General features: G+C 59.4%; 22 protein-coding genes. 9 read left to right on the top strand and 13 right to left on the bottom strand.

Going from position 1 to position 25,489, the window contains the following annotated elements; genetic code table 11:
- Positions 1-13: 13 nt before the first annotated feature.
- From rsmG to IMX18_RS24335, 8 genes are all read right to left on the bottom strand, one after another.
- Positions 14-664: a 16S rRNA (guanine(527)-N(7))-methyltransferase RsmG gene (rsmG, locus tag IMX18_RS24370; RefSeq protein WP_015268402.1), complete on the bottom strand. Its 651-nt coding sequence runs from the start codon at positions 662-664 to the stop codon at positions 14-16.
- Positions 661-2,553, bottom strand: coding sequence for a tRNA uridine-5-carboxymethylaminomethyl(34) synthesis enzyme MnmG (gene mnmG, locus IMX18_RS24365; protein WP_015268403.1), 1,893 nt, complete (start codon positions 2,551-2,553; stop codon positions 661-663). The genes rsmG and mnmG overlap by 4 nt, the downstream gene beginning before the upstream one ends.
- A gap of 570 nt (positions 2,554-3,123) precedes the next feature.
- Positions 3,124-4,494, bottom strand: a complete 1,371-nt coding sequence (mnmE, locus tag IMX18_RS24360) for a tRNA uridine-5-carboxymethylaminomethyl(34) synthesis GTPase MnmE (RefSeq protein WP_015268404.1) — start codon at positions 4,492-4,494, stop codon at positions 3,124-3,126.
- Between the two features lie 87 nt (positions 4,495-4,581).
- Entirely contained in the window at positions 4,582-6,264 is a 1,683-nt protein-coding gene (yidC, locus tag IMX18_RS24355; protein WP_015268405.1) for a membrane protein insertase YidC, read from the bottom strand.
- Positions 6,265-6,266: 2 nt separating this feature from the next.
- Positions 6,267-6,512 carry a membrane protein insertion efficiency factor YidD gene (yidD, locus tag IMX18_RS24350; RefSeq protein ID WP_015268406.1) on the bottom strand — a complete coding sequence of 82 codons (246 nt, stop codon included), beginning with the start codon at positions 6,510-6,512 and terminating at the stop codon, positions 6,267-6,269.
- Complete coding sequence (gene rnpA, locus IMX18_RS24345; protein WP_003260020.1) at positions 6,505-6,909, bottom strand: ribonuclease P protein component; 405 nt, start codon at positions 6,907-6,909, stop codon at positions 6,505-6,507. Before rnpA ends, yidD begins: the two co-directional genes overlap by 8 nt.
- 13 nt (positions 6,910-6,922) lie before the next feature.
- Complete coding sequence (gene rpmH / locus IMX18_RS24340; RefSeq protein WP_003253163.1) at positions 6,923-7,057, bottom strand: 50S ribosomal protein L34; 135 nt, start codon at positions 7,055-7,057, stop codon at positions 6,923-6,925.
- An 85-nt stretch (positions 7,058-7,142) separates the two neighbouring features.
- Positions 7,143-7,484: a hypothetical protein gene (locus IMX18_RS24335; RefSeq protein ID WP_137108947.1), complete on the bottom strand. Its 342-nt coding sequence runs from the start codon at positions 7,482-7,484 to the stop codon at positions 7,143-7,145.
- Positions 7,485-7,652: 168 nt separating this feature from the next.
- On the opposite strand from IMX18_RS24335, the gene dnaA reads away from it, so the two are divergent.
- The 5 genes from dnaA to IMX18_RS24310 all read left to right on the top strand — a co-directional run bounded on the left by dnaA (position 7,653) and on the right by IMX18_RS24310 (position 16,471).
- Positions 7,653-9,179, top strand: coding sequence for a chromosomal replication initiator protein DnaA (gene dnaA / locus IMX18_RS24330; RefSeq protein WP_015268407.1), 1,527 nt, complete (start codon positions 7,653-7,655; stop codon positions 9,177-9,179).
- 40 nt (positions 9,180-9,219) lie between these two features.
- Positions 9,220-10,323, top strand: coding sequence for a DNA polymerase III subunit beta (dnaN, locus tag IMX18_RS24325; RefSeq protein ID WP_015268408.1), 1,104 nt, complete (start codon positions 9,220-9,222; stop codon positions 10,321-10,323).
- A gap of 15 nt (positions 10,324-10,338) precedes the next feature.
- Entirely contained in the window at positions 10,339-11,442 is a 1,104-nt protein-coding gene (gene recF, locus IMX18_RS24320) for a DNA replication/repair protein RecF (RefSeq protein WP_003260018.1), read from the top strand.
- Between the two features lie 4 nt (positions 11,443-11,446).
- Positions 11,447-13,867 carry a DNA topoisomerase (ATP-hydrolyzing) subunit B gene (gene gyrB, locus IMX18_RS24315; protein ID WP_085721404.1) on the top strand — a complete coding sequence of 807 codons (2,421 nt, stop codon included), beginning with the start codon at positions 11,447-11,449 and terminating at the stop codon, positions 13,865-13,867.
- Positions 13,868-14,098: 231 nt separating this feature from the next.
- Complete coding sequence (locus IMX18_RS24310; protein WP_217190006.1) at positions 14,099-16,471, top strand: TOTE conflict system archaeo-eukaryotic primase domain-containing protein; 2,373 nt, start codon at positions 14,099-14,101, stop codon at positions 16,469-16,471.
- Positions 16,472-16,744: 273 nt separating this feature from the next.
- Here IMX18_RS24310 and IMX18_RS24305 read toward each other — a convergent pair whose 3' ends face one another.
- The 4 genes from IMX18_RS24305 to IMX18_RS24290 form a co-directional block, all read right to left on the bottom strand.
- Positions 16,745-17,116, bottom strand: a complete 372-nt coding sequence (locus tag IMX18_RS24305; protein WP_015268425.1) for a helix-turn-helix domain-containing protein — start codon at positions 17,114-17,116, stop codon at positions 16,745-16,747.
- 6 nt (positions 17,117-17,122) lie between these two features.
- Positions 17,123-17,425 (bottom strand): type II toxin-antitoxin system HigB family toxin, encoded by a 303-nt coding sequence (locus IMX18_RS24300; RefSeq protein WP_015268426.1) that lies wholly within the window; start codon positions 17,423-17,425, stop codon positions 17,123-17,125.
- Positions 17,426-17,515: 90 nt separating this feature from the next.
- Positions 17,516-17,923, bottom strand: a complete 408-nt coding sequence (locus IMX18_RS24295; protein ID WP_015268427.1) for an RcnB family protein — start codon at positions 17,921-17,923, stop codon at positions 17,516-17,518.
- Positions 17,924-18,150: 227 nt separating this feature from the next.
- The gene (locus tag IMX18_RS24290; RefSeq protein ID WP_015268428.1) at positions 18,151-19,443 is read right to left on the bottom strand and encodes a sigma-54 interaction domain-containing protein; all 1,293 of its coding nucleotides are present in this window, start codon (positions 19,441-19,443) and stop codon (positions 18,151-18,153) included.
- 222 nt (positions 19,444-19,665) lie between these two features.
- On the opposite strand from IMX18_RS24290, the gene IMX18_RS24285 reads away from it, so the two are divergent.
- The 3 genes from IMX18_RS24285 to IMX18_RS24275 are packed head-to-tail and all read left to right on the top strand — an operon-like array spanning position 19,666 to position 22,676.
- Positions 19,666-20,550: an MBL fold metallo-hydrolase gene (locus IMX18_RS24285; RefSeq protein ID WP_054572533.1), complete on the top strand. Its 885-nt coding sequence runs from the start codon at positions 19,666-19,668 to the stop codon at positions 20,548-20,550.
- 39 nt (positions 20,551-20,589) lie between these two features.
- Positions 20,590-21,861: an NAD(P)/FAD-dependent oxidoreductase gene (locus tag IMX18_RS24280; protein ID WP_100413590.1), complete on the top strand. Its 1,272-nt coding sequence runs from the start codon at positions 20,590-20,592 to the stop codon at positions 21,859-21,861.
- A complete protein-coding gene (locus IMX18_RS24275; RefSeq protein ID WP_015268431.1) occupies positions 21,858-22,676 on the top strand; it encodes a sulfite exporter TauE/SafE family protein in 819 nt (272 codons plus the stop codon). The genes IMX18_RS24280 and IMX18_RS24275 overlap by 4 nt, the downstream gene beginning before the upstream one ends.
- Here IMX18_RS24275 and IMX18_RS24270 read toward each other — a convergent pair.
- Positions 22,665-23,552 (bottom strand): LysR family transcriptional regulator, encoded by an 888-nt coding sequence (locus tag IMX18_RS24270; protein ID WP_015268432.1) that lies wholly within the window; start codon positions 23,550-23,552, stop codon positions 22,665-22,667. The two genes, IMX18_RS24275 and IMX18_RS24270, sit on opposite strands and share 12 nt — an antisense overlap.
- Positions 23,553-23,773: 221 nt before the next feature.
- On the opposite strand from IMX18_RS24270, the gene IMX18_RS24265 reads away from it, so the two are divergent.
- Complete coding sequence (locus IMX18_RS24265) at positions 23,774-25,420, top strand: GMC family oxidoreductase (protein ID WP_217190007.1); 1,647 nt, start codon at positions 23,774-23,776, stop codon at positions 25,418-25,420.
- Positions 25,421-25,489: the final 69 nt, after the last annotated feature.

Here is a 25,489-nt window from a genome sequence, read left to right as displayed (position 1 = left end):
CGTGTGTTCCCAGTCATGCCTTGCGGCGCAGTATCAGCAGATGGCGCTGGCCCTGGCAACCTGGAACGGTCAGGGCCTGCTCGCTTTCCACTGTGAAGTCTGCGGGCAATGCTACCAGTTCATCGGCAGGATGCAGCCCCTTCATTGCAAGCCATTGCGTCCCGGTGTCGCCCAGGTGGCGGGTCCAGTTGGTGAAGTTCTCCATGCTGCTGAAGGCGCGAGAGATGATTCCGCTGAAAGGTTGTGCCGGCTGGAAGGCTTCGACCCGGCTGTGGATAACCGTGAGGTTGTCCAACTTGAGCTCCATTTTCACCTGGGTCAGGAAGCGGGTCTTCTTGCCATTGGCGTCCAGCACCGTCACGCGCTTGTGTGGATGCAGGATAGCCAACGGGATACCGGGCATGCCACCGCCACTGCCGACATCCAGCCAATTATCACGCTCGCTGTGGATAAACGGCATGACACTGAGGCTGTCGAGCAGGTGACGCGACACCATCTCGTTGGGGTCGCGCACGGCGGTGAGGTTGTAGGCTTTGTTCCATTTGATCAGCAGGGCCAGGTAGCCGAGCAGCATCTCGTGATGCTCGGCGCTCAGCTCGACACCGAGCTGACGCGCACCTGTGGACAACTCTTCAGCGTGTTGCGGGGTGACCAGGGAACTCAAGCGCTTTGCTCCAATTCGCGGCCAGCGCCGCGTTTTTTCAAGTGAATCAGCAACAGGGAAATCGCCGCCGGGGTCACGCCCGGGATACGCGAAGCCTGACCCAGGGTTTCCGGACGGGTCTGGCCCAGCTTGCCCTGGATTTCCTTGGACAGGCCGGAAATCGTCGAGTAATCGATATCCACAGGCAGGCGGGTGTCTTCGCTGGCGCGCAGACGTGCGATTTCATCCTGCTGGCGGTCGATGTAGCCGGCGTACTTGGTGCGAATTTCGACCTGCTCGGCGACCTGTGGATCGATCGCTTCGCCGCCGGTTGCCTCGATCAGGCCGGCGTAGTCGATTTCCGGGCGCGCCAGCAGGTTGAGCAGGCTGTACTCGTGGCTGAGCGGGGTACCGAACTTATCCACAATCGCCTGGCCTTGCTCGGTGTTCGGGCGTACCCAGGTCGACTTCAGGCGCTGCTCCTCGCGTTCGATGCCGTCGCGCTTGGCGCAGAAGGCGGCCCAACGCTGGTCGTCGATCAGGCCGAGTTCACGGCCCTTTTCGGTCAGCCGCAGGTCGGCGTTGTCTTCGCGCAGGATCAGGCGGTACTCGGCACGCGAAGTGAACATGCGGTACGGCTCCTGGGTACCCAGGGTAATCAGGTCGTCGACCAGTACGCCGATGTATGCCTCGTCGCGGCGCGGGCACCAGCTGTCTCGGCCCTGCGCCCGCAGGGCCGCGTTGGTCCCGGCCAGCAAACCTTGGGCGCCGGCTTCTTCGTAACCGGTGGTGCCGTTGATCTGGCCGGCGAAGAACAGGCCGCCGATGACTTTGGTCTCGAGGCTGTACTTGAGGTCACGCGGGTCGAAGTAGTCGTATTCGATGGCATAGCCCGGGCGCACGATGTGGGCGTTCTCCATGCCACGGATCGACCGCACCAGCTCCAGCTGCACGTCGAACGGCAGCGAAGTGGAAATACCGTTGGGGTACAGCTCATGGGTGGTCAGGCCTTCCGGCTCAATGAACACCTGGTGGCTTTCCTTGTCGGCGAAGCGGTGGATCTTGTCTTCGATCGACGGGCAGTAGCGCGGGCCAACACCTTCGATGACACCCGAGTACATCGGCGAACGGTCGAGGTTCGAGGCGATGATCTCGTGGGTGCGCGCATTGGTGTGGGTAATCCAGCAGCTCACCTGACGCGGGTGCATCTGGGCATTGCCCATGAACGACATCACCGGAATCGGCGTATCGCCTGGCTGCTCGGTCATTACCGAGAAGTCCACCGAGCGGCCGTCGATGCGTGGCGGGGTACCGGTTTTCAGGCGGCCGACGCGCAGCGGCAGTTCACGCATGCGGTGGGCCAGGGCAATCGAAGGTGGATCGCCGGCGCGACCACCGGAATGGTTTTGCAAACCAATGTGGATAAGCCCGCCGAGGAAGGTACCGGTGGTCAGTACCACCGATTCGGCGAAGAAACGCAGGCCCATCTGGGTCACCACGCCTTTGACCTGGTCCTGCTCGACGATCAGGTCGTCGCAGGACTGCTGGAATATCCACAGGTTCGGCTGGTTTTCCAGGATTTCACGCACCACTGCCTTGTAGATGGCGCGGTCGGCCTGTGCACGGGTGGCGCGTACAGCCGGGCCCTTGCGGTTGTTCAGAACGCGGAACTGGATGCCGCTCTTGTCGGTGGCCAGCGCCATGGCGCCGCCGAGGGCATCGATCTCTTTGACCAGATGGCTTTTGCCAATACCGCCAATGGCGGGGTTGCAGCTCATGTGACCGAGGGTTTCCACGTTATGGGTCAACAGCAGGGTTTTCACACCCATGCGTGCAGACGCAAGCGCAGCCTCGGTACCGGCATGGCCGCCGCCGATGACGATCACTTCAAAACGGGAAGGGAAATCCACCACGCACCTCGTGCCTGTTTTTGCGAATAGAGAAGGTAAGCGGACAAGTATAGGGACTTCACCCCCTTTAAAGAAACCGTCTGAGCAAATTTTGACCAGTCTGTGGATGAGTGGCAGCCAACAGAAATCAAAGAGGAAAAATTTAAAAAAGCTTTGTTTTTATGTTTATTCTTATGCACAAGCCTTTCTGTGGATAAGCTTATGCAGGCCTTTATCCATGCTGTGTAGAGAAAAATTAAACCCTGTGGCTGGAGTACCATGAGGGCTATGGATAACACGATTTAGCCTGTGGATTAAATGGCTGTTTACCCACAAGCGGGTTTGTCCTCAGAAAAAAAGCCTGCTTATCAACGGAGCTGAAGGCGAGTTTTCCACAGGGCTCCTGAGAGCAGATTGGGGTAGGTGAATAAAAAAAATGTGAACCTGCACCGGCCTCTTCGCGGGTGAACCCGCTCCCACAGGGTTCTGCACAGCCTTCAGGTGCGGCGCGATTTCCGTAGAAGCTGCGAAATTTGAGGCAAAAAAAAGCCGCTCCCGAAGGAGCGGCTCTTGGTTTTGCCTGGCTGTGAATTACTTGCCGATGCAGAAACTGGAGAAAATCCGCCCCAGCAGGTCATCAGAGCTGAATGCCCCGGTAATCTCCCCCAGGGCCTGCTGCGCCTGCCGCAGGTCTTCCGCCAACAGCTCACCCGCGCCAGCCAGGGTCAGTTGTGCACGGCCATGTTCCAGGTGCTCACTGGCCTGGCGCAGGGCATCCAGATGGCGCCGGCGAGCACTGAAGCCACTCTCGGCCGTCTGTTCATAACCCATGCAGGCCTTCAGGTGGTCACGCAGCAACTGCAGCCCTGCATCGTCCCCTTTGGCACTGAGGGTGATCGTTACATGCCCGTCATCGCACTGTTCCAGCGCTACCCGCTCACCACTAAGATCGGCCTTGTTCCGAATCAGCGTCACCTTGGCCGGGTCTGGCCGCTGGTCGAGAAATTCTGGCCACAGGGCAAACGGGTCGCTGGCCTCGGGCGCGGTGGAGTCCACCACCAACAACACCCGGTCTGCCTCGCCAATGGCCTTCAGCGCACGTTCCACGCCAATCTTTTCCACATGGTCATCGGTGTCGCGCAAACCGGCAGTATCGACCACGTGTAGCGGCATGCCGTCGATGTGGATATGTTCGCGCAGGATGTCCCGCGTGGTGCCGGCAATGTCGGTGACGATGGCCGCTTCCCGTCCGGCCAGCTGGTTCAGCAGGCTCGACTTGCCAGCATTCGGCCTACCGGCGATGACCACAGTCATGCCGTCACGCAGCAAAGCCCCCTGCCCGGCTTCACGCTGTACTTTGGACAACTCGCCCCGCACGGTATCGAGCATCGCCAGCACATGGCCGTCGGCGAGGAAGTCGATTTCCTCTTCAGGGAAGTCGATCGCCGCCTCGACGTAGATGCGCAGCGCAATCAACGCATCGGTCAGGAAGTGCACGCGCTTGGAGAACTCCCCCTGTAGCGAACGCAGGGCATTGCGCGCAGCTTGGCTGGAACTGGCTTCGATCAGGTCGGCAATGGCTTCGGCCTGGGCCAGGTCGAGCTTGTCGTTGAGGAATGCACGCTCGCTGAACTCACCCGGGCGAGCCAGCCGGCAACCAACCTGTACACAGCGCTGCAGCAGCATATCCAGCACCACCGGGCCACCGTGGCCCTGCAGTTCCAGCACGTCCTCGCCGGTGAACGAATTCGGCCCGGGGAAGAACAGCGCGATCCCTTCGTCCAGCACCAGGCCTTCCTCGTCGCGGAACGGGCCGTAATGGGCGTGGCGCGGGGTAAGCGTACGGCCGGTGATCAACTGGCCGGCCTTGGCAGCCAGAGGGCCGGACAACCTGACAATACCCACACCGCCGCGGCCCTGGGCGGTGGCGATGGCGGCGATGGTTTCACGCACAGTGTTCATGCTGGAAAGCCTCTACGACAAAAACGACAGATAGCAAAAACGCCCCACTAGGGGGCGTTTTTATTCACAGGCTAGCGCAGTAGCCTGTCAAGCAGCAGCTTTTTTGGTGGCTGCTTCGATGCTGCGGGTGATGTACCACTGCTGTGCGATCGACAGGCAGTTGTTCACAACCCAGTACAGCACCAGACCAGCCGGGAACCACAGGAAGAAGAAGGTGAAGATGATCGGCATCATTTTCATCACCTTGGCCTGCATCGGATCCGGCGGCGTCGGGTTCAGGCGCTGCTGGATGAACATGGTGGCGCCCATGATGATCGGCAGGATGAAGAACGGATCCTTGATCGACAGGTCGGTAATCCACAGCATCCATGGAGCCTGGCGCATTTCCACGCTTTCCAGCAGTACCCAGTACAGGGCCAGGAACACTGGCATCTGCACCAGGATCGGCAAGCAGCCGCCCAGCGGGTTGATCTTCTCTTTCTTGTACAGCTCCATCATCGCCTGGGACATCTTCTGGCGATCGTCACCGAAGCGTTCCTTCAGTGCAGCGAGCTTCGGCGCAACGGCACGCATGCGCGCCATCGAACGGTAGCTGGCAGCCGACAGCGGGAAGAACAGGCCTTTGATCAGCATGGTCAGCACGATGATCGACCAGCCCCAGTTACCCAGCAGGCTGTGGATATGTTGCAGCAGCCAGAAGATCGGCTGGGCGATGAACCACAGGAAGCCATAGTCGACGGTCAGTTCCAGGCCTGGGGACAACTCTTTCAGCTTGGACTGGATTTTCGGGCCGGCGTACAGCATGGCGCTGGTTTCGACCTTGCCGCCAGCAGGCACGCTGATGGCCGGGCCGGTGTAGCCGATGATGTAGTTGCCCTGGCTGTCCTTGCGGGTCTGGACAACGTTGTTGTCCGACTTGGCCGGAATCCAGGCGGTCACGAAGTAGTGCTGCAGCCAAGCAACCCAGCCGCCGGACACATTTTCTTTCAAACTACCTTTGTCGATGTCCTTCATCGAGACCTTTTTGTAAGGCTCGGAAGCAGTCCACAGGGCAGCGCCCAGGTAGGTGGCGGTGCCGGTGGCAGTACTCGACGACGGATCGGAGCTGGCGTCACGCTTGAGCTGGGCAAACATGTTGCCGCTCCAGGCCTGACCGCTCTGGTTGTCGATCAGATAGCTGACGGTCAGGTCGTACTCGCCGCGCTTGAAGCTGAAGCGCTTGATGTAGTTGACGCCGTTGTCACTGAACTTCAGGTCGACCACCAGTTGTTCCTGGCCATCGGCCAGCTGGTAACCCTTCTTGTCGGTAGCGTACAGAGGGCGACCGGCAGGGCGGGCATCCGGACCGTTTACGCCGGTCAGGCCGCTTTGTGCCAGGTAGACACGTTCGCCACCGTTGTCGAACAGCTGGAACGGAATTTCCGGGTGGTCCTGGCGACGTGGGTACTGCGGCAGGTTCAGCTGGACGATGTCACCACCGACCGGATCGATAGCCAGCTCCAGGACATCGGTCTTGACCCGGATCAGGTCCTTGCTGACCGCAACCGGTGCCAGTTCGGCTGCGCTGGTTTCGGCGTTGGCGCTTGGCACATCGGCGCTGGCGCCGGCGTTACCGGCCGGTACGCCATCCGGCAAACCCGGGGCAACGGTGCTGGCAGCAGTATTCTGAGTCGGCAGGGCAGCCTGGCCGTAGTCCTGGTTCCACTTGAGGACCATGACGTAGGACACGATTGCCAGGGCGACGATCAGGATCGTGCGTTTAATATCCATGATTACTCGGCTATCGAAGAAGTTCGGGAGGAAGGAGCGGGAGGAACGGGATCGAAACCGCCGTCGTTCCACGGATGACAACGCCCCAGGCGACGAACGGCTAGCCACCCACCACGCCAGAGGCCGTGGTTTTCGATGGCTTCATAAGCGTAACAGGAGCAACTGGGGAAGAAACGACAGTGATTGGCCATCAGAGGACTAATGGCGTAACGGTAAAACTGGATCGGAACGAGCGCCAGTTTACGCATCTTGGCTGTCTACCCCTACGGAATTGGCGGTTACTGCTGGACTGGGCCGGCTGCGCGCCAGGCGTTTCCAGAGTTTGCCAAAGTGTTGGTGCAATTCCGGGTTTTCTATCTCACCCAATCCCTTGCGCGCGACGATCACAATGTCCAACCCGGCAAGCAATTGCTGGTTCAGGCGAAAGGAATCGCGCATCAAGCGCTTGAGGCGGTTGCGTTGAACGGCGAGCTTGACGCTCTTCTTGCCGATCACCAGGCCAAGGCGTGGGTGATCGAGGCCGTTCTCGCGAGCAAGGATCAGCAGGTTTTTCCCTGGAACCTTGCCGGTTGGGGAGTCGAAGACCGCTTTGAAATGTCGGGGTGTAAGCAGTCGCTTTTCCCGACTGAAGTCCTGACTCACCACCTGTGCCGAAAAATCAAATGGCCAGACGCTTACGGCCTTTGGCACGACGACGCGACAGAACAGCGCGGCCGTTCTTGGTAGCCATACGGGCACGGAAGCCGTGGGTGCGCGCGCGCTTGATGGTGCTTGGTTGGAAAGTACGTTTCATGGCGTGTTACCTGGTTTGTCGACGACGGGCCGGGATGGCCCCCTTTTTAAGAGACCGGCGATTCTAGAGAAAGCAAGCCCGTAGGTCAATTTCCAACCAGTCTTTCCATATAGAGCACGTGATGGACGGTGCGTGCTTGTTCATCCCCCAAGGGTGCTTGATCGGACACACGAATTGGGGACAACATGAAAAAAAAGAAGAGACATATAAAAAGCTTTTCTGAAGAATCTATAAATCTTAAGTGGATAACCTTCTGTGGATAACCTGCTTGAGGCCAGAAAATCCGGGCTGTATAGAGTTTTACAACTGTGTTCTCAACCGGTGCTGCGCTTGTTTTCTTCGTGGTCAAAAGCTGTGGATTAAATCGCCGCTTATCCACAGCGGAGTTATCAACAGACCTGGCCTCAGGGTTGTGCATAGCGCTCATGGCTGCTTATCCACAGGGCTTATTCACAGTGTGAGGAAGCCGTTTTGGTCGATAAATGGCTGTTTTGTCATGGTTCCTAACGTGTCCACATGTGGATAACTGGACGCTCGACCGGTACAATGGCGGTTTGTTTTTGCCTCATCCGGCTTTCAAACTCAGGGGATATCCGTGTCAGTGGAACTTTGGCAGCAGTGCGTGGAGCTTCTGCGCGATGAACTGCCTGCCCAGCAATTCAACACCTGGATCCGTCCGCTACAGGTCGAAGCCGAAGGCGACGAGTTGCGCGTCTATGCGCCTAACCGTTTCGTTCTCGATTGGGTCAATGAAAAGTACCTGGGTCGTTTGCTCGAGCTGTTGGGCGAAAACGGCAGCGGCATTGCGCCTGCCCTTTCCTTGTTGATCGGCAGCCGTCGCAGCTCCGCGCCACGTGCCGCACCCAACGCGCCAGTAAGTGCTGCGGTGGCCGCCTCGCTGGCCCAGAGCCAGACACAGAAGGCAGTGCCGGCAGCGGTCGAACCCGTCGCCGTCGCGGCGGCCGAGCCAGTGCTGGTCGATGAACTGGCCGAGCCATCCTCGCGTGACAGCTTCGATGCCATGGCCGAACCGGCTTCTGCGTCGTCTGGCAGTGCCCGGACCGAACAGCGTACCGTGCAGGTTGAAGGTGCGCTCAAACACACCAGTTACCTGAACCGCACCTTCACCTTCGACACCTTCGTCGAAGGTAAGTCGAACCAGCTGGCGCGCGCGGCTGCCTGGCAGGTGGCAGACAACCCCAAGCATGGTTACAACCCGCTCTTCCTTTATGGTGGTGTGGGCCTGGGTAAAACCCACCTCATGCATGCTGTGGGTAACCACCTGCTGAAGAAGAACCCGAACGCCAAGGTCGTGTACCTGCATTCGGAGCGCTTCGTCGCGGACATGGTCAAGGCGCTGCAGCTCAACGCCATCAACGAATTCAAGCGTTTCTACCGCTCGGTGGATGCGTTGCTGATCGACGATATCCAGTTCTTTGCCCGTAAAGAGCGCTCGCAGGAAGAGTTTTTCCACACCTTCAACGCCCTGCTCGAGGGTGGCCAGCAGGTAATCCTTACCTCTGACCGCTACCCCAAGGAGATCGAAGGCCTGGAAGAGCGTCTGAAGTCGCGCTTTGGTTGGGGCCTGACGGTGGCCGTCGAGCCACCAGAGCTGGAAACCCGCGTGGCGATCCTGATGAAGAAGGCCGACCAGGCCAAGGTCGAACTGCCGCATGACGCGGCCTTCTTCATTGCTCAGCGCATCCGTTCCAACGTCCGTGAACTGGAAGGCGCATTGAAGCGGGTGATCGCTCACTCGCACTTCATGGGCCGCGACATCACCATCGAACTGATTCGTGAGTCGCTCAAGGACCTGCTGGCGCTCCAGGACAAGCTGGTCAGTGTGGATAACATTCAGCGTACCGTCGCCGAGTACTACAAGATCAAGATCTCCGATCTGTTGTCCAAGCGTCGTTCGCGTTCCGTGGCGCGTCCACGCCAGGTGGCCATGGCCCTGTCCAAGGAACTGACCAACCACAGTCTGCCGGAAATCGGCGACATGTTCGGTGGTCGCGACCATACGACCGTGCTGCACGCCTGCCGCAAGATCAACGAACTGAAGGAATCCGACGCGGACATCCGCGAGGACTACAAGAACCTGCTGCGGACGCTGACGACCTGATGGCCGTCTGCGCAGCTAATTGAAGGCAAGGGACTAGACCATGCATTTCACCATTCAACGCGAAGCCCTGTTGAAACCCCTGCAACTGGTCGCCGGTGTCGTCGAGCGCCGCCAGACCTTGCCGGTCCTGTCCAACGTATTGCTGGTCGTGCAAGGCCAGCAACTGTCGTTGACTGGTACCGACCTGGAAGTCGAACTGGTAGGCCGCGTGCAACTGGAAGAGCCGGCCGAGCCTGGCGAAATCACTGTCCCGGCACGCAAGCTGATGGACATTTGCAAAAGCCTGCCGAACGACGTCCTGATCGATATCAAGGTCGACGAGCAGAAACTGTTGGTCAAGGCCGGCCGCAGCCGCTTTACCCTGTCGACCCTGCCAGCCAATGACTTCCCGACCGTGGAAGAAGGCCCGGGCTCGCTGACCTGCAACCTGGAACAGAGCAAGCTGCGCCGCCTGATCGAGCGCACCAGTTTCGCCATGGCCCAGCAGGATGTGCGCTACTACCTCAACGGTATGCTGCTGGAGGTTTCCCGCAACACCCTGCGAGCTGTGTCCACTGACGGTCATCGCCTGGCGCTGTGCTCCATGAGCGCACCGATCGAGCAGGATGATCGCCACCAGGTCATCGTGCCACGCAAAGGTATCCTCGAACTGGCACGCCTGCTGACCGACCCGGAAGGCATGGTCAGCATCGTCCTGGGCCAGCACCACATTCGCGCCACCACCGGTGAATTCACCTTCACTTCCAAGCTGGTGGACGGCAAGTTCCCGGACTACGAGCGCGTACTGCCCAAGGGCGGTGACAAGCTGGTGGTCGGCGACCGTCAGGCGCTGCGTGAAGCCTTCAGCCGTACTGCGATTCTTTCCAACGAAAAGTACCGCGGTATCCGCCTGCAACTGGCTGCTGGCCAACTGAAGATCCAGGCCAACAACCCCGAGCAGGAAGAAGCTGAAGAAGAAATCAGCGTGGACTACGAAGGTAGCTCGCTGGAAATCGGCTTCAACGTCAGCTACCTGCTGGACGTGCTGGGCGTAATGACTACCGAGCAAGTTCGTCTGATCCTGTCCGATTCCAACAGCAGCGCCCTGCTGCAGGAAGCTGGCAATGACGATTCTTCCTACGTTGTCATGCCAATGCGTCTGTAACCCGTAGCAGGCGAAATGTCTCTTCGACGTATCATGGTCACCGCGGTGCGCAACTTGCACCCGGTGACACTCTCACCGTCCCCCCGCATCAACATCCTTTACGGCGCCAACGGCAGCGGCAAAACCAGCGTGCTTGAGGCCGTGCACCTGCTCGGGCTGGCGCGCTCGTTCCGCAGCACCCGCCTGAATCCGGTTATCCAGTACGAGCAGCCTGCCTGTACCGTGTTCGGCGAAGTGCAGTTGGCCGAGGGTGGCAGCAGCAACTTGGGTGTATCCCGGGAGCGGCAAGGGGAGTTCACTATTCGCATCGATGGGCAGAATGCGCGGAGTGCAGCGCAGCTCGCTGAATTGCTACCGCTTCAGCTCATCAATCCGGACAGTTTCCGCTTGTTGGAAGGCGCTCCGAAAATACGTCGCCAGTTCCTGGATTGGGGGGTGTTCCACGTGGAACCTCGTTTTCTGCCAGCCTGGCAACGGCTGCAGAAGGCACTCCGGCAGCGGAACTCATGGTTGCGGCATGGTACACTTGACCCAGCTTCGCAAGCCGCCTGGGACCGGGAATTGTGCCTGGCCAGTGCGGAAATAGATGAATACCGTCGCAACTACATCAAGGCCTTGAAGCCCGTCTTCGAGCGAACCCTGAGCGAACTGGTCGAGCTGGACGGGTTGACCCTTAGCTACTACCGAGGCTGGGACAAGGACCGGGAACTGCAAGAAGTACTCGCTTCCTCTCTCCTTCGCGATCAGCAGATGGGCCACACCCAGGCCGGTCCGCAGCGTGCTGATCTGCGTCTTCGTCTGGCTGCCAACAATGCAGCCGACATCCTGTCGCGTGGTCAGCAAAAGCTGGTGGTGTGCGCATTGCGCATTGCCCAAGGCCACCTCGTTAGTCAGGCTCGCCGCGGTCACTGTATTTATCTCGTGGATGACTTGCCGTCCGAACTGGACGACCAGCATCGCCGCGCGCTGTGTCGCTTGCTTGAAGAATTACGCTGCCAGGTGTTCATCACCTGTGTAGATCACGAATTACTGAGGGAAGGCTGGCAGACGGAAACGCCAGTTGCTTTGTTCCACGTGGAACAAGGCCGTATCACCCAGACCCACGACCATCGGGAGTGAATGCATGAGCGAAAATCAAACGTACGACTCCTCCAGCATCAAGGTGCTGAAAGGTTTGGATGCCGTGCGCAAGCGCCCCGGCATGTACATTGGCGACACCGATGATGGTAGCGGCCTGCACCACATGGTCTTCGAGGTGGTCGACAACTCGATCGACGAAGCCCTCGCCGGTCACTGCGATGACATCACCGTCATCATCCACCCGGACGAATCCATCAGTGTGCGCGACAACGGTCGCGGCATTCCGGTCGACGTGCATAAAGAAGAAGGCGTTTCCGCAGCCGAGGTCATCATGACCGTGCTGCACGCTGGCGGTAAGTTCGACGACAACTCCTACAAGGTATCCGGCGGTCTGCACGGCGTAGGTGTTTCTGTAGTGAACGCCCTGTCTGAGAAACTGGTACTGACCGTTCGCCGTAGCGGCAAGATCTGGGAACAGACCTACGTTCACGGTGTTCCACAGGCACCGATGGCGGTTGTCGGTGACAGCGAAACCACCGGTACCCACATCCACTTCAAGCCTTCGGCTGAAACCTTCAAGAACATTCACTTCAGCTGGGACATCCTGGCCAAGCGTATCCGCGAGCTGTCGTTCCTCAACTCGGGCGTTGGCATCCTGCTGAAGGATGAACGTAGCGGTAAGGAAGAGTTCTTCAAGTACGAAGGTGGCCTGCGTGCGTTCGTTGAATATCTGAACACCAACAAGACCCCGGTCAACTCCCAGGTGTTCCACTTCAACGTCCAGCGTGACGATGGCGTGGGTGTTGAAGTCGCCCTGCAGTGGAACGACAGCTTCAACGAAAACCTGTTGTGCTTCACCAACAACATTCCGCAGCGTGATGGCGGTACTCACCTGGTGGGCTTCCGTTCCTCGCTGACCCGTAGCCTGAACAGCTATATCGAACAGGAAGGCCTGGCCAAGAAGAACAAGGTGGCAACCACTGGCGACGACGCCCGTGAAGGCCTGACCGCGATCATCTCGGTGAAGGTGCCGGACCCTAAGTTCAGCTCGCAGACCAAGGACAAGCTGGTCTCTTCGGAGGTGAAAACCGCCGTGGAACAGGAGATGAACAAGTACTTCGCCGACTTCCTGTTGGAAAACCCGAGCGAGGCCAAGGCCGTCGTTGGCAAGATGATCGATGCTGCCCGTGCCCGTGAAGCGGCACGTAAAGCCCGTGAAATGACTCGCCGTAAAGGCGCGCTGGATATTGCCGGCCTGCCAGGCAAACTGGCGGACTGCCAGGAAAAGGACCCTGCCCTTTCCGAACTGTACCTGGTGGAGGGTGACTCCGCGGGTGGCTCGGCCAAGCAAGGCCGCAACCGTCGTACCCAGGCTATCCTGCCGTTGAAGGGTAAAATCCTCAACGTCGAGAAAGCGCGTTTCGACAAGATGATCTCGTCCCAGGAAGTGGGCACGCTGATCACTGCACTGGGCTGCGGTATCGGCCGCGAAGAGTACAACATCGACAAGCTGCGTTATCACAACATCATCATCATGACCGATGCTGACGTTGACGGTTCGCACATCCGTACCCTGCTGCTGACCTTCTTCTTCCGTCAGCTGCCGGAGCTGGTCGAGCGCGGCTACATCTACATTGCCCAGCCACCGCTGTACAAGGTGAAGAAAGGCAAGCAGGAGCAATACATCAAGGATGACGAGGCCATGGAAGAGTACATGACCCAGTCGGCCCTGGAAGATGCCAGCCTGCACCTGGACGAGTCGGCACCAGCGGTTTCCGGTGTGCAGTTGGAAGCACTGGTGAATGAATTCCGTAGTGTCATGAAGACACTCAAGCGTCTGTCTCGCTTGTACCCGGAAGAGCTGACCGAGCACTTCATCTACCTGCCGGAGGTCAGCCTGGAACAGCTGGGTGACCACGCTGTGATGCAAGCCTGGCTGGCACAGTTCCAGGAACGTCTGAATAACAGCCAGAAGTCCGGCCTGGTTTACAAAGCCAGCCTGCGCGAAGACAAAGAGCGCAACGTATGGTTGCCAGAAGTGGAAGTTACCTCCCACGGCCTGGCCAGCTACGTCACCTTCAACCGGGACTTCTTCGGCAGTAATGACTACCGTACCGTAGTCAACATTGGTGCCAAGCTGTCCAGCTTGTTGGGCGAAGGTGCTTATGTGCAGCGCGGTGAGCGCCGCAAGGCAATTGTCGAGTTCAAGGAAGGCCTGGATTGGCTGATGAACGAAACCACCAAGCGCCACACCATCCAGCGATACAAAGGGCTGGGCGAGATGAACCCTGAGCAGCTGTGGGAAACCACCATGGACCCAACCGTCCGCCGTATGCTCAAGGTCACCATCGAGGATGCGATCGCTGCCGACCAGATCTTCAACACCCTGATGGGTGATGCGGTCGAGCCGCGTCGTGACTTCATCGAAAGCAACGCGCTGTCGGTATCGAACCTGGACTTCTGATTCGGTGTAGGTTTACAGAAAAGCTGCACGCTTTCACAGATAGATGACCGGCCGGGCCCAGATTCTGGTCCCCACCGGTCAACATCAAGCTCGCACGCGCGGGCTTTTTTTGCCTCTATTTTCTTCAGCCTCACCTGAAGGCCCCGAAGGCATTTGATGGCCGCCGTCGTAGGCTGATAGCCTACCCGTAACTAGGTTAGCAACCTGTTCAGCGACAGAGGCTTCTAAGCAGTGAGCGATTCCACGCTGGTTGCAAAATTGCGGGCAGAGAATGAGCGACTTGTAGCCTTGCTTGAGGCGCATGGCATTGAGTGGCAGCTTCCAGCTGAGTCTGTATGTATGCCGGTACTGGGTAATCAGCCGCTCACCAACCTTGATACTGATAGCAAACTCGCTCTTTTCCGTAGCTTGTTCAAAGGACGTATCGACACCTACCCGTTGCGCTGGGAAAGTAGAGGCGGCAAGTCTGGGTATGCACCTGCCTGTGCCAATGAATGGCGGCCCGGAATCTGTGAAAAGCCACTTATCAAATGCGGTGATTGTGGCAAGCGTCAACTCCTACCAGTGAACGACGAGGTCATTTATCGTCACCTCTCAGGGACTATTGTGGTTGGGGTCTATCCGCTGCTTTCGGATGATACGTGTCACTTCCTAGCTGTCGATTTCGATGAAGCTGACTGGCGAGAGGATGCGCTGGCGTTTGTGCATGCTGGCCGTTCTCTCGATGTTCCTGTAATTCTGGAAATCTCGCGTTCTGGCAATGGGGCACACGCGTGGATTTTCTTCCAAGACAAAGTGCCTGCCAGTGACGCCCGCCGTTTGGGAGCCGCGATCATAAGTCATGCTTGCGAGCGCATCCGACAGCTGTCACTCAGTTCGTACGACAGGCTCTTCCCGAATCAGGACTTTATGCCCAAGGGTGGGTTCGGCAACCTGATTGCTCTGCCGCTGCAGAAGCGAGCCAGGGCAAACAATCACAGTGTTTTTGTCGACGACTCACTGGAACCGTATCCCGATCAATGGGGGTTCCTGGCTTCTGTTCGGCGGATGAGTCCAGAAAGCATCCAGCCGGTTATCAATCAAGCCATGGGCAATCGAGATCCTTTGGGTGTTGCTTTTTTTGACGAGCAGAGTGAAGCCGAACCCTGGAAACATCGTGAGCCAACTTCCCGGTCGCTGACATGCCCTTTACCAGATACCCTCAACGTTACGCTGGCTAACCTGATTTATTTTGAGAAGTCACAGCTACCCCAGCCATTGGCTAACCAGCTCATTCGGCTTGCGGCTTTTCAAAACCCTGATTTTTACAAGGCGCAGGCAATGCGGCTATCGGTTTGGAATAAACCCAGAGTCATTGGCTGCGCTCAAAATTTCCCTCTGCATATTGGGATTCCTCGCGGCTGTTGGGATGCGGTAGAGGATCTCTTAAAAGACCACAAGATCACTCCGCAACTTCAGGATGAACGCTTTGCTGGCGCTGCCCTCGAGGTCAAATTCTTGGGTGCATTACGTCCAGATCAGGACGCGGCAATCCTTGCACTGATTCCGCATGACACAGGAGTACTTTGCGCCCCAACGGCGTTTGGTAAAACAGTAACCGCCGCTGCTCTAATTGCCAGGCGTAGAGTTAACACTCTGGTACTTGTGCATCGCACGGAACTGCTTCGGCAGTGGCAAGCCCGATTACAGACCTTCTTGGGCGTAGGAAAGGAGGTAGTCGGTACGATTGGCGGTGGAAAGCCTAAGACAACCGGGCTGATTGATATCGCTGTGATGCAGTCACTTTCGCGGAAAGGTGAAATCAGTGACCTGATCAAAAATTACGGTCAGATTATTGTGGATGAGTGTCATCACCTCTCTGCGGTCTCCTTTGAAGCATTACTACGAAGCGCCCCCGCGCGCTATGTGCTTGGTCTGACTGCTACACCCATCCGCCGAGACGGACAGCAGCCAATTATTTTCATGCAGTGCGGTCCCATTCGGCATACTGCGGCACGACCAGAAAATGCCCCCCACGATTTGTCAGTCACTCCTCGGATGCTTAGTGGTCCGGTTCCTGTATCTGATGGTGCGGGAATACAAGAGGTCTTCAAAAGACTTGCCGACGACCCGGGGCGTACTGCGCAGATCGTTTCAGAGATCCGCTCAGCCTATGAGCAAGGTAGAAAAGTACTAGTGTTGACGCAACGCACGGAGCATGTGGATGCCTTAGAGCAGGCACTGAAGGCGTATATTGAAAACCTCTTTACCCTTCATGGAAGAATGCCCAAGAAGCAGCGATTATCCCGTCTTGGAGAGCTTGAATCCTTGTCTGAAGACACGCCTCGAGTCCTCCTTGCTACGGGAAAACTGATTGGTGAGGGCTTTGATCATCCTGCATTGGATACACTCGTGCTGGCTATGCCCATTTCCTGGCGGGGAATCCTCCAGCAATACACTGGTCGATTGCATCGAACGCACACCGCCAAGACTGATGTACAAGTCATCGATTTTGTTGATGAGGGCAACGTCGCATTAATGCGAATGTGGGAGAAGCGAAAAATAGGCTACAAGATGATGGGGTATCGGCTGACGGACAGTCTGGCCACTATGAAACTTCTCTAGTGCCGCCTAATCTACGCCAATTGCCGTACTTGGTGATTGTTGATAGCGGCGTAGCCCCTCAAGTGGAAGCCATCCATCGTTTGTATGGGCGCGGTCTCTCGGTGTGCCGGGAGGAGACCTTCGGCGATTTTTCAGATGACGTTGTTGAGGAACTGCGCCGAGTGGAGTGGGACCATGATAGTTGGCTTTGGGAAGCGGGTTCTTAGGCTAGTGACCTTTCCCTATTCCTCCAAGGCTTATTCGCTCTTCCACAAATAGTGTGGACAGCTGGCTTCAAGCTGTCTTCATTGGTTTGATCAGGCTTTCAGCCGGAATGCCAAACATTTCGTGCAATTTCCAAATCATTGGCAGCGTCAATGAACGCTTACGATTTAGCACTTCATAGACCCGGTTTGTCTTACCTATGGCAGGAGCCAGATCGGCAGCGGTTAGGCCGGACTGTTCCATACGAAACTTGATGGCCTCGATCGGGTCTGGCAGCTCCACCGGAAAATGCTTGCTCTCGTAAGCCTCGATCAAGGTGATCATGACTTCAAAAGCGTCTCCCTCGGGTGTGCCAGGTTCTGGCTCATTCTCGAACAGCGGAGAGATCTCCTTGAGTGCTGCCCGGTAGTCGTAGTCGGTGCGGATTGGGCGGATGTTCATTGATAGTCACTCCATCTCCACAGTGTTTGCGTCGATTTTGTCGTACTCCTCGTGCGTTCCGACAAACTTGATGTAGACCGCTCCAAAGCGGTAGGCAACGGCTACCACCAGCCTGTAATCGTTCCCTTTGATATTGAAGACGACGCGTCTGCCTTTCAGGATGCTTGCGTTACGGTACTGGCTCTTGATGGTATCAGGACTCGTCCATGTCGCTTTCCTGGCTTCGTCGACCCATGCGCGTAGTGGTTGTTCAGCGTTTGGGTAGGTTTCCCAAAAGGCTTTCAACTGGCTGATGGCGATGATCTTCATGTTTGGTAGTGTAGTCCCATGGTGGGACTGCACGCAAGGGTTGGTAGAGTCGCTCCGACAACGATTCAACGTTCCACGTGGAACAGGTATTCAGTAACCGCTGAGGACGTTGACGATCACACCACTGGCAATAGCCACCAGCACATAGTCCCCGTTCACATACAACCAACGGTGATCACGCGGTGGCGCATACAGGTGGCGTGCTTTCCAGTCGGTCACCCAGTAACGGTCGCCACGATAATGCGGGTCAACCACATGGCCACGCTGCCACTGCTGATGCGGAACCGGCATGCCCTGTTGTGGGCGGAAGTTCGGGTCGCGGTAGGCGGGACCGCGGCCATTGTCATGTCGGCCTTGGTACTGTGGCTGACCATGCGGTGGGTTGCCCTGGTGCGATGGGCCGCCATCATGCCGGTCAGGTGGGCCTGGCTGCGCGAAACTGGCCAAGGGGGCGCTGAGCATGAGCGCGGCGCAGATCACGGTCAGGGTTTTCTTCATTTTGCGGTCCTCTGCATGTTGACGCCTGGCGGGAGCTGACTGGTTGCCAGGTTCGGTTAACTGATCAGACCACAATCATTCCCGCTTAATGTCAGGACAGAGGTAAAGGTCCGGTAAAGGTCCGTGAAGCGCCATCACTATGGGAGCGGGTATTGCGCCGTATTCGGGGCCTGTACTGTACCTGTGGGAGCTGGCTTGCCGGCGATACGGCCAGCACAGCCAACGCGTCAATTCAGGCCAAGCTCCTTCAACCGGCGATATAGGGTGCGCTCGCTCAGGCCAAGGTGACGGGCCAGTTCACTGCGCGAGCCCTTGAACTGTTCCAGTGCCTGCGCCAGCTCACCCAGGTGATTGCGCCGGCCACCTGTCTTGATCGCCCCCGCTGGGCCGATATCCTCCGGCAAATGCTCGGGCCGGATCAGCCCGTCATCGGCAAACAAGCGCGCCCTTTCCAGAATGTTGCGCAGTTCGCGAATGTTGCCCGGGAATGGATGCAGCCCAAGCTGCTGCAAAGCTTCGTCGCTCAGCCTGGGCGTCGGCTTGCCTGCCATGCGCTGCAGCAGGCTCTGGGCGAGCAAGGGCAGGTCCTCTACGCGTTCGCGCAACGCCGGCAGACGGATCGGGAAGCCGCTGATGCGGTAATACAGGTCTTCGCGGAAGGTGCCGTCCGCGACCATTTGCCTGAGCGGTTTATGGGTTGCCGACACCAGGCGAAAATCCGAATGCACCGTGCGCAGGCTACCCACCGGGCGGAAGCTGCCGGACTCGATCAGGCGCAGCAGCTTCACCTGCATCGCCAGCGGTACCTCGCCAATTTCATCGAGGAACAGAGTGCCGCCATGCGCCGCTTCAGCCAGGCCGATCTTGCGCTGATTGGCGCCGGTGAACGCGCCCTTCTCGTAGCCGAACAATTCGCTCTCGAACAACGACTCGGTCAGGCCGGTACAGTCGACCACCACCAATGGGCCGTTGGCCCTGGGGCTGCCCATGTGCACCGCACGGGCGAACAGTTCCTTGCCGGTACCCGACTCACCCTGTAGCAACACCGGGATCTGCGCCGGTGCCGCACGTTGCAGGCTGGCCAGGGCCGCTTTGAATGCTGGCGCGCGGCCGACCAGCCCTTGTTCCTGAGGCTGCGCCGACGCGAGGGTGATGCTGGTCAGGCGTTCGACAAAGGCCACCACCCTGCCCTGTTCATCCAGGATCGGCCGCAGCTCTACATCCACATGCTCGGGGCCGCGTGGCGTGTGATGAATGTGCAAAACCCGCTCCGGTGCCTTGCTGTGCCACGCCTTGCGCATCGGGCAATGCTCGCCGGCCTGGTCGCAAGGCACGGCGTAGTGGTGCGAGACCTTGTGGCATTTCTCGCCCAGCGGCGCCTGCTCGTGGCGACCGAACTGGCGGCGATAGGCAGCGTTGGCCGCCAGGATGTTGTAGTCGGTATCCAGCACGATGGTTGGCAGGGCATCGTGCTCAAGATAGGAAACCAAAGCTAGGATGAGGGGATGGGCTTCAGGCATGACGGCACCGATTGGATGACCGGCGCAGGGTAACAAGGACTGCCAAACACTGCCATTGGCTGACAGTCGACTGCCATCTGCGCTGCCACTGTCGTCGGCAATTGTCAGCAACGGGCCGGTTTCATTGGCCCAAGCGCAGGAAAATGCCTGGCATGCATCTTGATAAACCTCCTGGCACTGCCTACGCCTGTACAAGGCTGGGCGGATAAATTGGAGAACGCGATGATCATCGGCAACAACCTGCACGTGGACGCCTTTTACGACAAGGCGACCTCGACCATCAGCTACCTGGTCATGGACGGCGAAACGCGCAAGTGTGCGTTGATCGACAGTGTCCTGGACTATGACCCCAAGTCGGGGCGTACCTGCACTGCTTCGGCGGACCAGTTGATTAACCGGGTAAAGGAGCTGCGAGCTGACGTGCAGTGGGTGCTGGAAACCCATGTGCATGCCGACCACCTTTCGGCAGCGGCCTATTTGAAGGAAAAGCTCGGCGGCCATACCGCCATCGGCGCGCACATCACCCAGGTACAGAAAGTGTTCGGTGCCCTGTTCAACGCCGAGCCTGGCTTCGCCCGCGATGGCAGCCAGTTCGATGTGTTGTTCGAGGACGAGGAAGGTTTCCGCATTGGCAACCTGCATGCCCGCGCGTTGCACACCCCGGGGCACACGCCTGCGTGCATGAGCTTCATGATCGAGGACGCCGGCGAGATAGCGGTGTTCGTCGGCGACACCCTGTTCATGCCCGACTACGGTACCGCCCGTTGCGACTTCCCTGGGGCCGATGCCCGTACCCTGTACCGCTCGATCCGTCGCCTGCTGGCCTTCCCCGACCAGACCCGGCTGTTCATGTGCCACGACTACCTGCCAGGTGGCCGTGACATGCAGTACGTCACCACCGTGGCCGAGCAGCGCGCCAACAATATTCATATCCACCAGGGCATCGATGAGGACAGCTTCGTCGCCATGCGTGAAGCCCGCGACAAGACCCTCGACATGCCCGTGCTGATCCTGCCTTCGGTGCAGGTGAACATGCGCAGCGGCCAGTTCCCCGCGCCGGAAGATAACGGTGTGAGCTACCTGAAGATTCCGCTGAACAAGCTGTGACCGCCCTGCCCCATAACCAGATTTACAGGATTTACCGCCATGCCTGCCTTGTTGTCCCCTGCCAATACCGACCACCACAAAGTGGTCATCGTCGGTGCCGGCGCCGCCGGAATCGCCACCGCTTCCAGCTTGATCAGCCGTGACCCGTCGCTGGATGTGACCTTGATCGACCCCGCCGAAGTGCACTACTACCAGCCCGGCTGGACCATGGTCGGTGCCGGTGTGTTCAAGGCGCCAAGCACTGCCCGCACCATGGCCTCGACCATTCCGTGCGGCGTGCGCTGGATAAAGGCACGCGTGCAGGGGTTCGACCCGCTGGGCCAACTGGTCCTCCTCGAAGGCGGCCGCGCCATCAGTTATGAACAGTTGGTGGTCTGCCCCGGCCTCAAACTGGATTGGGCGGCCATTGATGGCCTCAGCGAGACCTTGGGCCTCAACGGCGTCACCTCCAACTACCGCTACGACCTGGCGCCCTACACCTGGGAACTGGTACAGAAGCTCAAGCAAGGCCGAGCCCTGTTTTGCCAGCCGCCCATGCCGATCAAGTGCGCAGGCGCGCCGCAGAAGGCGCTGTACCTGTCTTGCGACCACTGGCTGCGGCATGGTCACCTGGGGGCTGTGAAAGCCAGTTTCTTCAATGCCGGCGCAGTATTGTTCGGTGTGGCGGACTACGTGCCCGCATTGATGAAGTACATCGAAAAGTACGCCGTGGACCTCAATTTTTCCCACCGCCTAGTCGCCGTGGACGGTCCGAACAAGCGCGCCACCTTCGTGCGCACATTGGCCGATGGCAGCAACGAAACGCGTATCGAGGCCTTCGACATGCTGCATGTAGTACCGCCGCAGGTGGCACCGGACTTCATTCGTGAAAGTCCCTTGGCCGACAGCGCCGGCTGGGTCGATGTCGATCCGCATACCCTGCGCCATCGCCACTTCACCAATGTCCATGCCCTTGGGGACGTGGCCAATACCAGCAATGCCAAGACCGCCGCCGCTGCACGCAAGCAGGCTCCGGTCGTGGCCAACAATGTACTGGTGGCCCTGGGCAGGCTGCCTACCATGGCCCAGTACGATGGTTATGGATCGTGCCCGCTCACCGTCGAGCGCGGCAAGATCGTGCTGGCCGAGTTCACCTATGGAGGCAAGCTGGCACCGAGCTTCCCCAACTGGCTATTGGATGGTCGTAAACCGACACGTCTGGCCTGGTTGCTCAAGGCGCAGGTGCTGCCACCCTTGTACTGGAAAGGCATGCTCAAGGGCCGCGAGTGGTTGGCACGGCCACAGCCGTTGGTAGCCGAGGGTCGGCAGTGATCGAACATCAAATACTGGGAGCGGGCCTGGGCGCGATCATCGGTGCCGTGCTGGCATTGACCGGTGCCGGCGGTGGCATTCTCGCAGTGCCTTTGCTGGTGTTCGGCCTGGGGCTGTCGATGGTCGAGGCGGCACCGGTCGGCCTGCTGGCCGTAGGCATCGCGGCAGCGGTGGGTGCTGTGCTGGGCTTGCGGCAGGGCCTGGTGCGCTACCGGGCGGCGCTGTTCATCGCATTGATCGGTGTGGCAGCGGCGCCGTTCGGGCTGACGCTGGCGCACCGCCTGCCGAACACGCCACTGCAGTTGGTGTTCGCCGGGGTGTTGGTGTATGCCTGCCTGCGTATCTGGCGCAAGGCGGCCAAGGAACTGCGCGGCGAAGCCAATGATGCCCATCGCTACATCGAACCCTGCGTGCTGAACCCGCTGCAGGGCCGTTTGCGCTGGACCCTGCCCTGCGCGCGCGCCCTGGCCTTTACCGGCGCATTGTCAGGGCTGCTGTCCGGCCTGCTGGGCGTGGGCGGTGGCTTTGTCATCATCCCGGCCCTTAACCGCTACACCAACCTGCGGATGGCCAGCATCGTCTCCACTTCGCTGGCGGTGATCGCGCTGGTGTCCACCGGCAGTGTGGTCAGCGCCAGCCTCGCAGGGGTCATGCACTGGCAGGTTGGCGCCCCGTTCGCCGTCGGTGCGGTGCTCGGCCTGCTGCTGGCGCGGCCATTGGCGGCCAGGCTGGCCGGGCCGCGCTTGCAGCAGATGTTTGCCGTGGCCGGTTGGGCTGCGGCCCTGCTGCTGTCCGGCAAGGCGCTACTGGGCTAGCAGCTCGCTCTGTTCTGCCGCGCACAGCGCCAGCAGGTAGTCCCACACTACCCGCAGGCGCACTGACTTGTGCAGTTCGCGGCGGGTGCAGATCCAGTAGCTGCGCTGGATGGTTTCGCCAGGCAGCACGCGCACCAGCGTCGAGTCGTGGCGGGCCATGTAGTTGGGCAGTACGGCGATGCCCAACCCGGCGCGGGCGGCGGTTTGCTGGGCGATCACGCTGGTGCTGCGAAACACCACGTTGGGGGCCCGACAGAAGCTGTTGAGAAACAGCAGTTCCTGGCTGAACAGCAAGTCGTCGACGTAGCCGATCCAGCTGTGCCGGGCCAGGTCCTCGCGGTTGCGCAGCGGGGGCGCGCGATCCAGGTAGTCCTGGCTGGCGTACAGGGCCAGGCGATAGTCGGTGAGTTTGCGGGTGATCAGCAGGTCGGCGTTGGGCCGCTCCAGGTGGATGCTGATCTCCGCCTCGCGGTTGAGGATGCTGACGAAGCGCGGCACTGCCACCAGCTCCACTTCCAGGCCGGGGTAGCGGTCGAACAGCGCATTCATGCGCGGGGTGAAGAACATGATGCCGATGCCTTCGGTCACCCCCAGGCGAATCTTGCCCAGCGGCGTGATGGCCTGGGTGATTTCTTCCTGCGCCAGCAGGGCGACGTTTTCCATGGCTTCGGCGTGCTTGAGCAGGGCCTGGCCCGAGGGGGTCAGTTCATAGCCCTGGGCATGCTGCACGAACAGCGCAGTCCCCAGGCTCTGCTCGATGCTCTCGATGTGCCGGGCCACGGTGCTGTGGGTGGTGTTGAGGCGCTTGGCGGCGGTAAGCAGGCGGCCGCTGCGCTGCAACTCGAGGAAAAACCGCAGATCGTTCCAGTCGAACATGCTGATCCTTTTTGGCAGTTCGTTCCGGCCTCTTCGCGGGCACGCCCGCTCCCACAGGGATCGCGTTACCTTGTGGGAGCGGGCGTGCCCGCGAAGAGGCCAGCACAGACTTACCACTGTGCTAAAACGCACAGCGGCTGCGCGAAATCTCGTGTTTCCTCCACGAAATTACTCACTAAGATGGATCGGGACAAGAATAATAATCAGGCCCGAGGTTGCACATGCCATCAGCCGATTCTGTCTTCGACTACGTGGTCGTAGGTGCCGGTCCCGCCGGTTGCCTGTTGGCCAATCGTTTGTCCGCCGATCCTTCCTGCCGAGTGCTGCTGCTGGAAGCGGGTGGGCGCGACAACTATCCCTGGATCCATATCCCCGTCGGTTACCTCTATTGCATCGGCAACCCGCGCACCGACTGGTGCTTCAAGACCGAGGCGCAGCCCGGCCTGGGCGGTCGTGCGCTGGGCTATCCACGCGGCAAGGTGCTGGGTGGCTGCTCCTCGATCAACGGCATGATCTACATGCGCGGCCAGGCCGCCGACTACGACCGATGGGCCGAGCAAGGCAACGACGGCTGGGCCTGGAAGGACGTACTGCCGCTGTTCAAGGCCAGCGAAAGCCACTTTGCCGGCGCCAGCGAGCACCACGGTGGTGATGGCGAATGGCGGGTCGAGCGCCAGCGCTATAGCTGGCCGATCCTCGATGCCTTCCGTGATGCCGCCGAGCAAAGCGGCATCGGCAAGGTCGAGGACTTCAATACCGGCGACAACCAGGGCTGTGGATATTTCCAGGTCAACCAGCGCAGCGGTGTGCGCTGGAACGCTTCCAAGGCTTTTCTACGGCCGATCAAGGATCGCCCCAACCTCACCGTGCTGACCGGCGTTCAGGTTGACCAGGTGCTGCTCAACAACACCCGTGCACGGGCGGTAAAGGCGTTCTGGCAGGGTGCCTGGCACGAGTTTGCGGCACGTCGCGAGATCATCCTCTGTGCGGGTGCTGTGGGCTCTCCCGGTATCCTGCAGCGCTCCGGCATCGGCCCGCGGCAGTTATTGGAAAGCCTGGGCATTGGCGTGCGTCACGACATGCCCGGTGTTGGCGGCAACCTGCAGGATCACCTGCAGCTGCGCCTGATCTACCAGATCCGCAATTCCCGTACCCTGAACCAGATGGCCAACAGCCTGTGGGGCAAGATGGGCATGGGCCTGCGCTACCTCTATGACCGCAGTGGCCCGCTGGCCATGGCCCCGAGCCAGCTGGGTGCATTCGTGCGTTCAAGCCCGGAGCAGGCCACCGCCAACCTGCAGTACCACGTGCAGCCGCTGTCACTTGAGCGATTCGGCGAACCACTGCACACGTTCCCGGCCTTTACCGCCTCGGTGTGCAACCTGCGCCCGGCCAGCCGCGGGCGTATCGATATCCGCAGCAGCGACATGAACAGCACGCCGCTGATCGACCCCAACTACCTCAGCGACCCCCAGGACCTGCGCGTCGCCGCCGATTCCATTCGCCTTACCCGGCGTATCGTTCAGGCCCCTGCCCTCGCTGCGTTCGACCCCAAGGAATACCTGCCGGGCCCAGCCCTGCAAACCGAAGAAGAGCTGTTCGAAGCCGCCGGCAAGATCGGCACCACCATCTTCCACCCGGTAGGCACCTGCCGCATGGGCAATGGCGAACTGGACGTTGTGGATAACCAGTTGCGCGTACACGGCATCCCTGGCCTGCGCGTGGCGGACGCCTCGATCATGCCGCAGATCACCTCCGGCAATACTTGTTCACCCACCCTGATGATCGCCGAGAAGGCGGCGCAACTGATCCTCAAAGGAGCTGCTACCCAGACCTATCTGAACGAAGACGCGATACCGACGCCCTGACCCCGGGTGCGTGCAGTACCGGCAGCTGGCGGTCAGAAGCTGCCGACAGTGGAACAACAAGAATAATCA

Source organism: Pseudomonas shirazica, assembly GCF_015168335.1.
Classification (GTDB): domain Bacteria; phylum Pseudomonadota; class Gammaproteobacteria; order Pseudomonadales; family Pseudomonadaceae; genus Aquipseudomonas; species Aquipseudomonas asiatica.
This window is presented reverse-complemented; position numbering and strand designations above follow the sequence as displayed.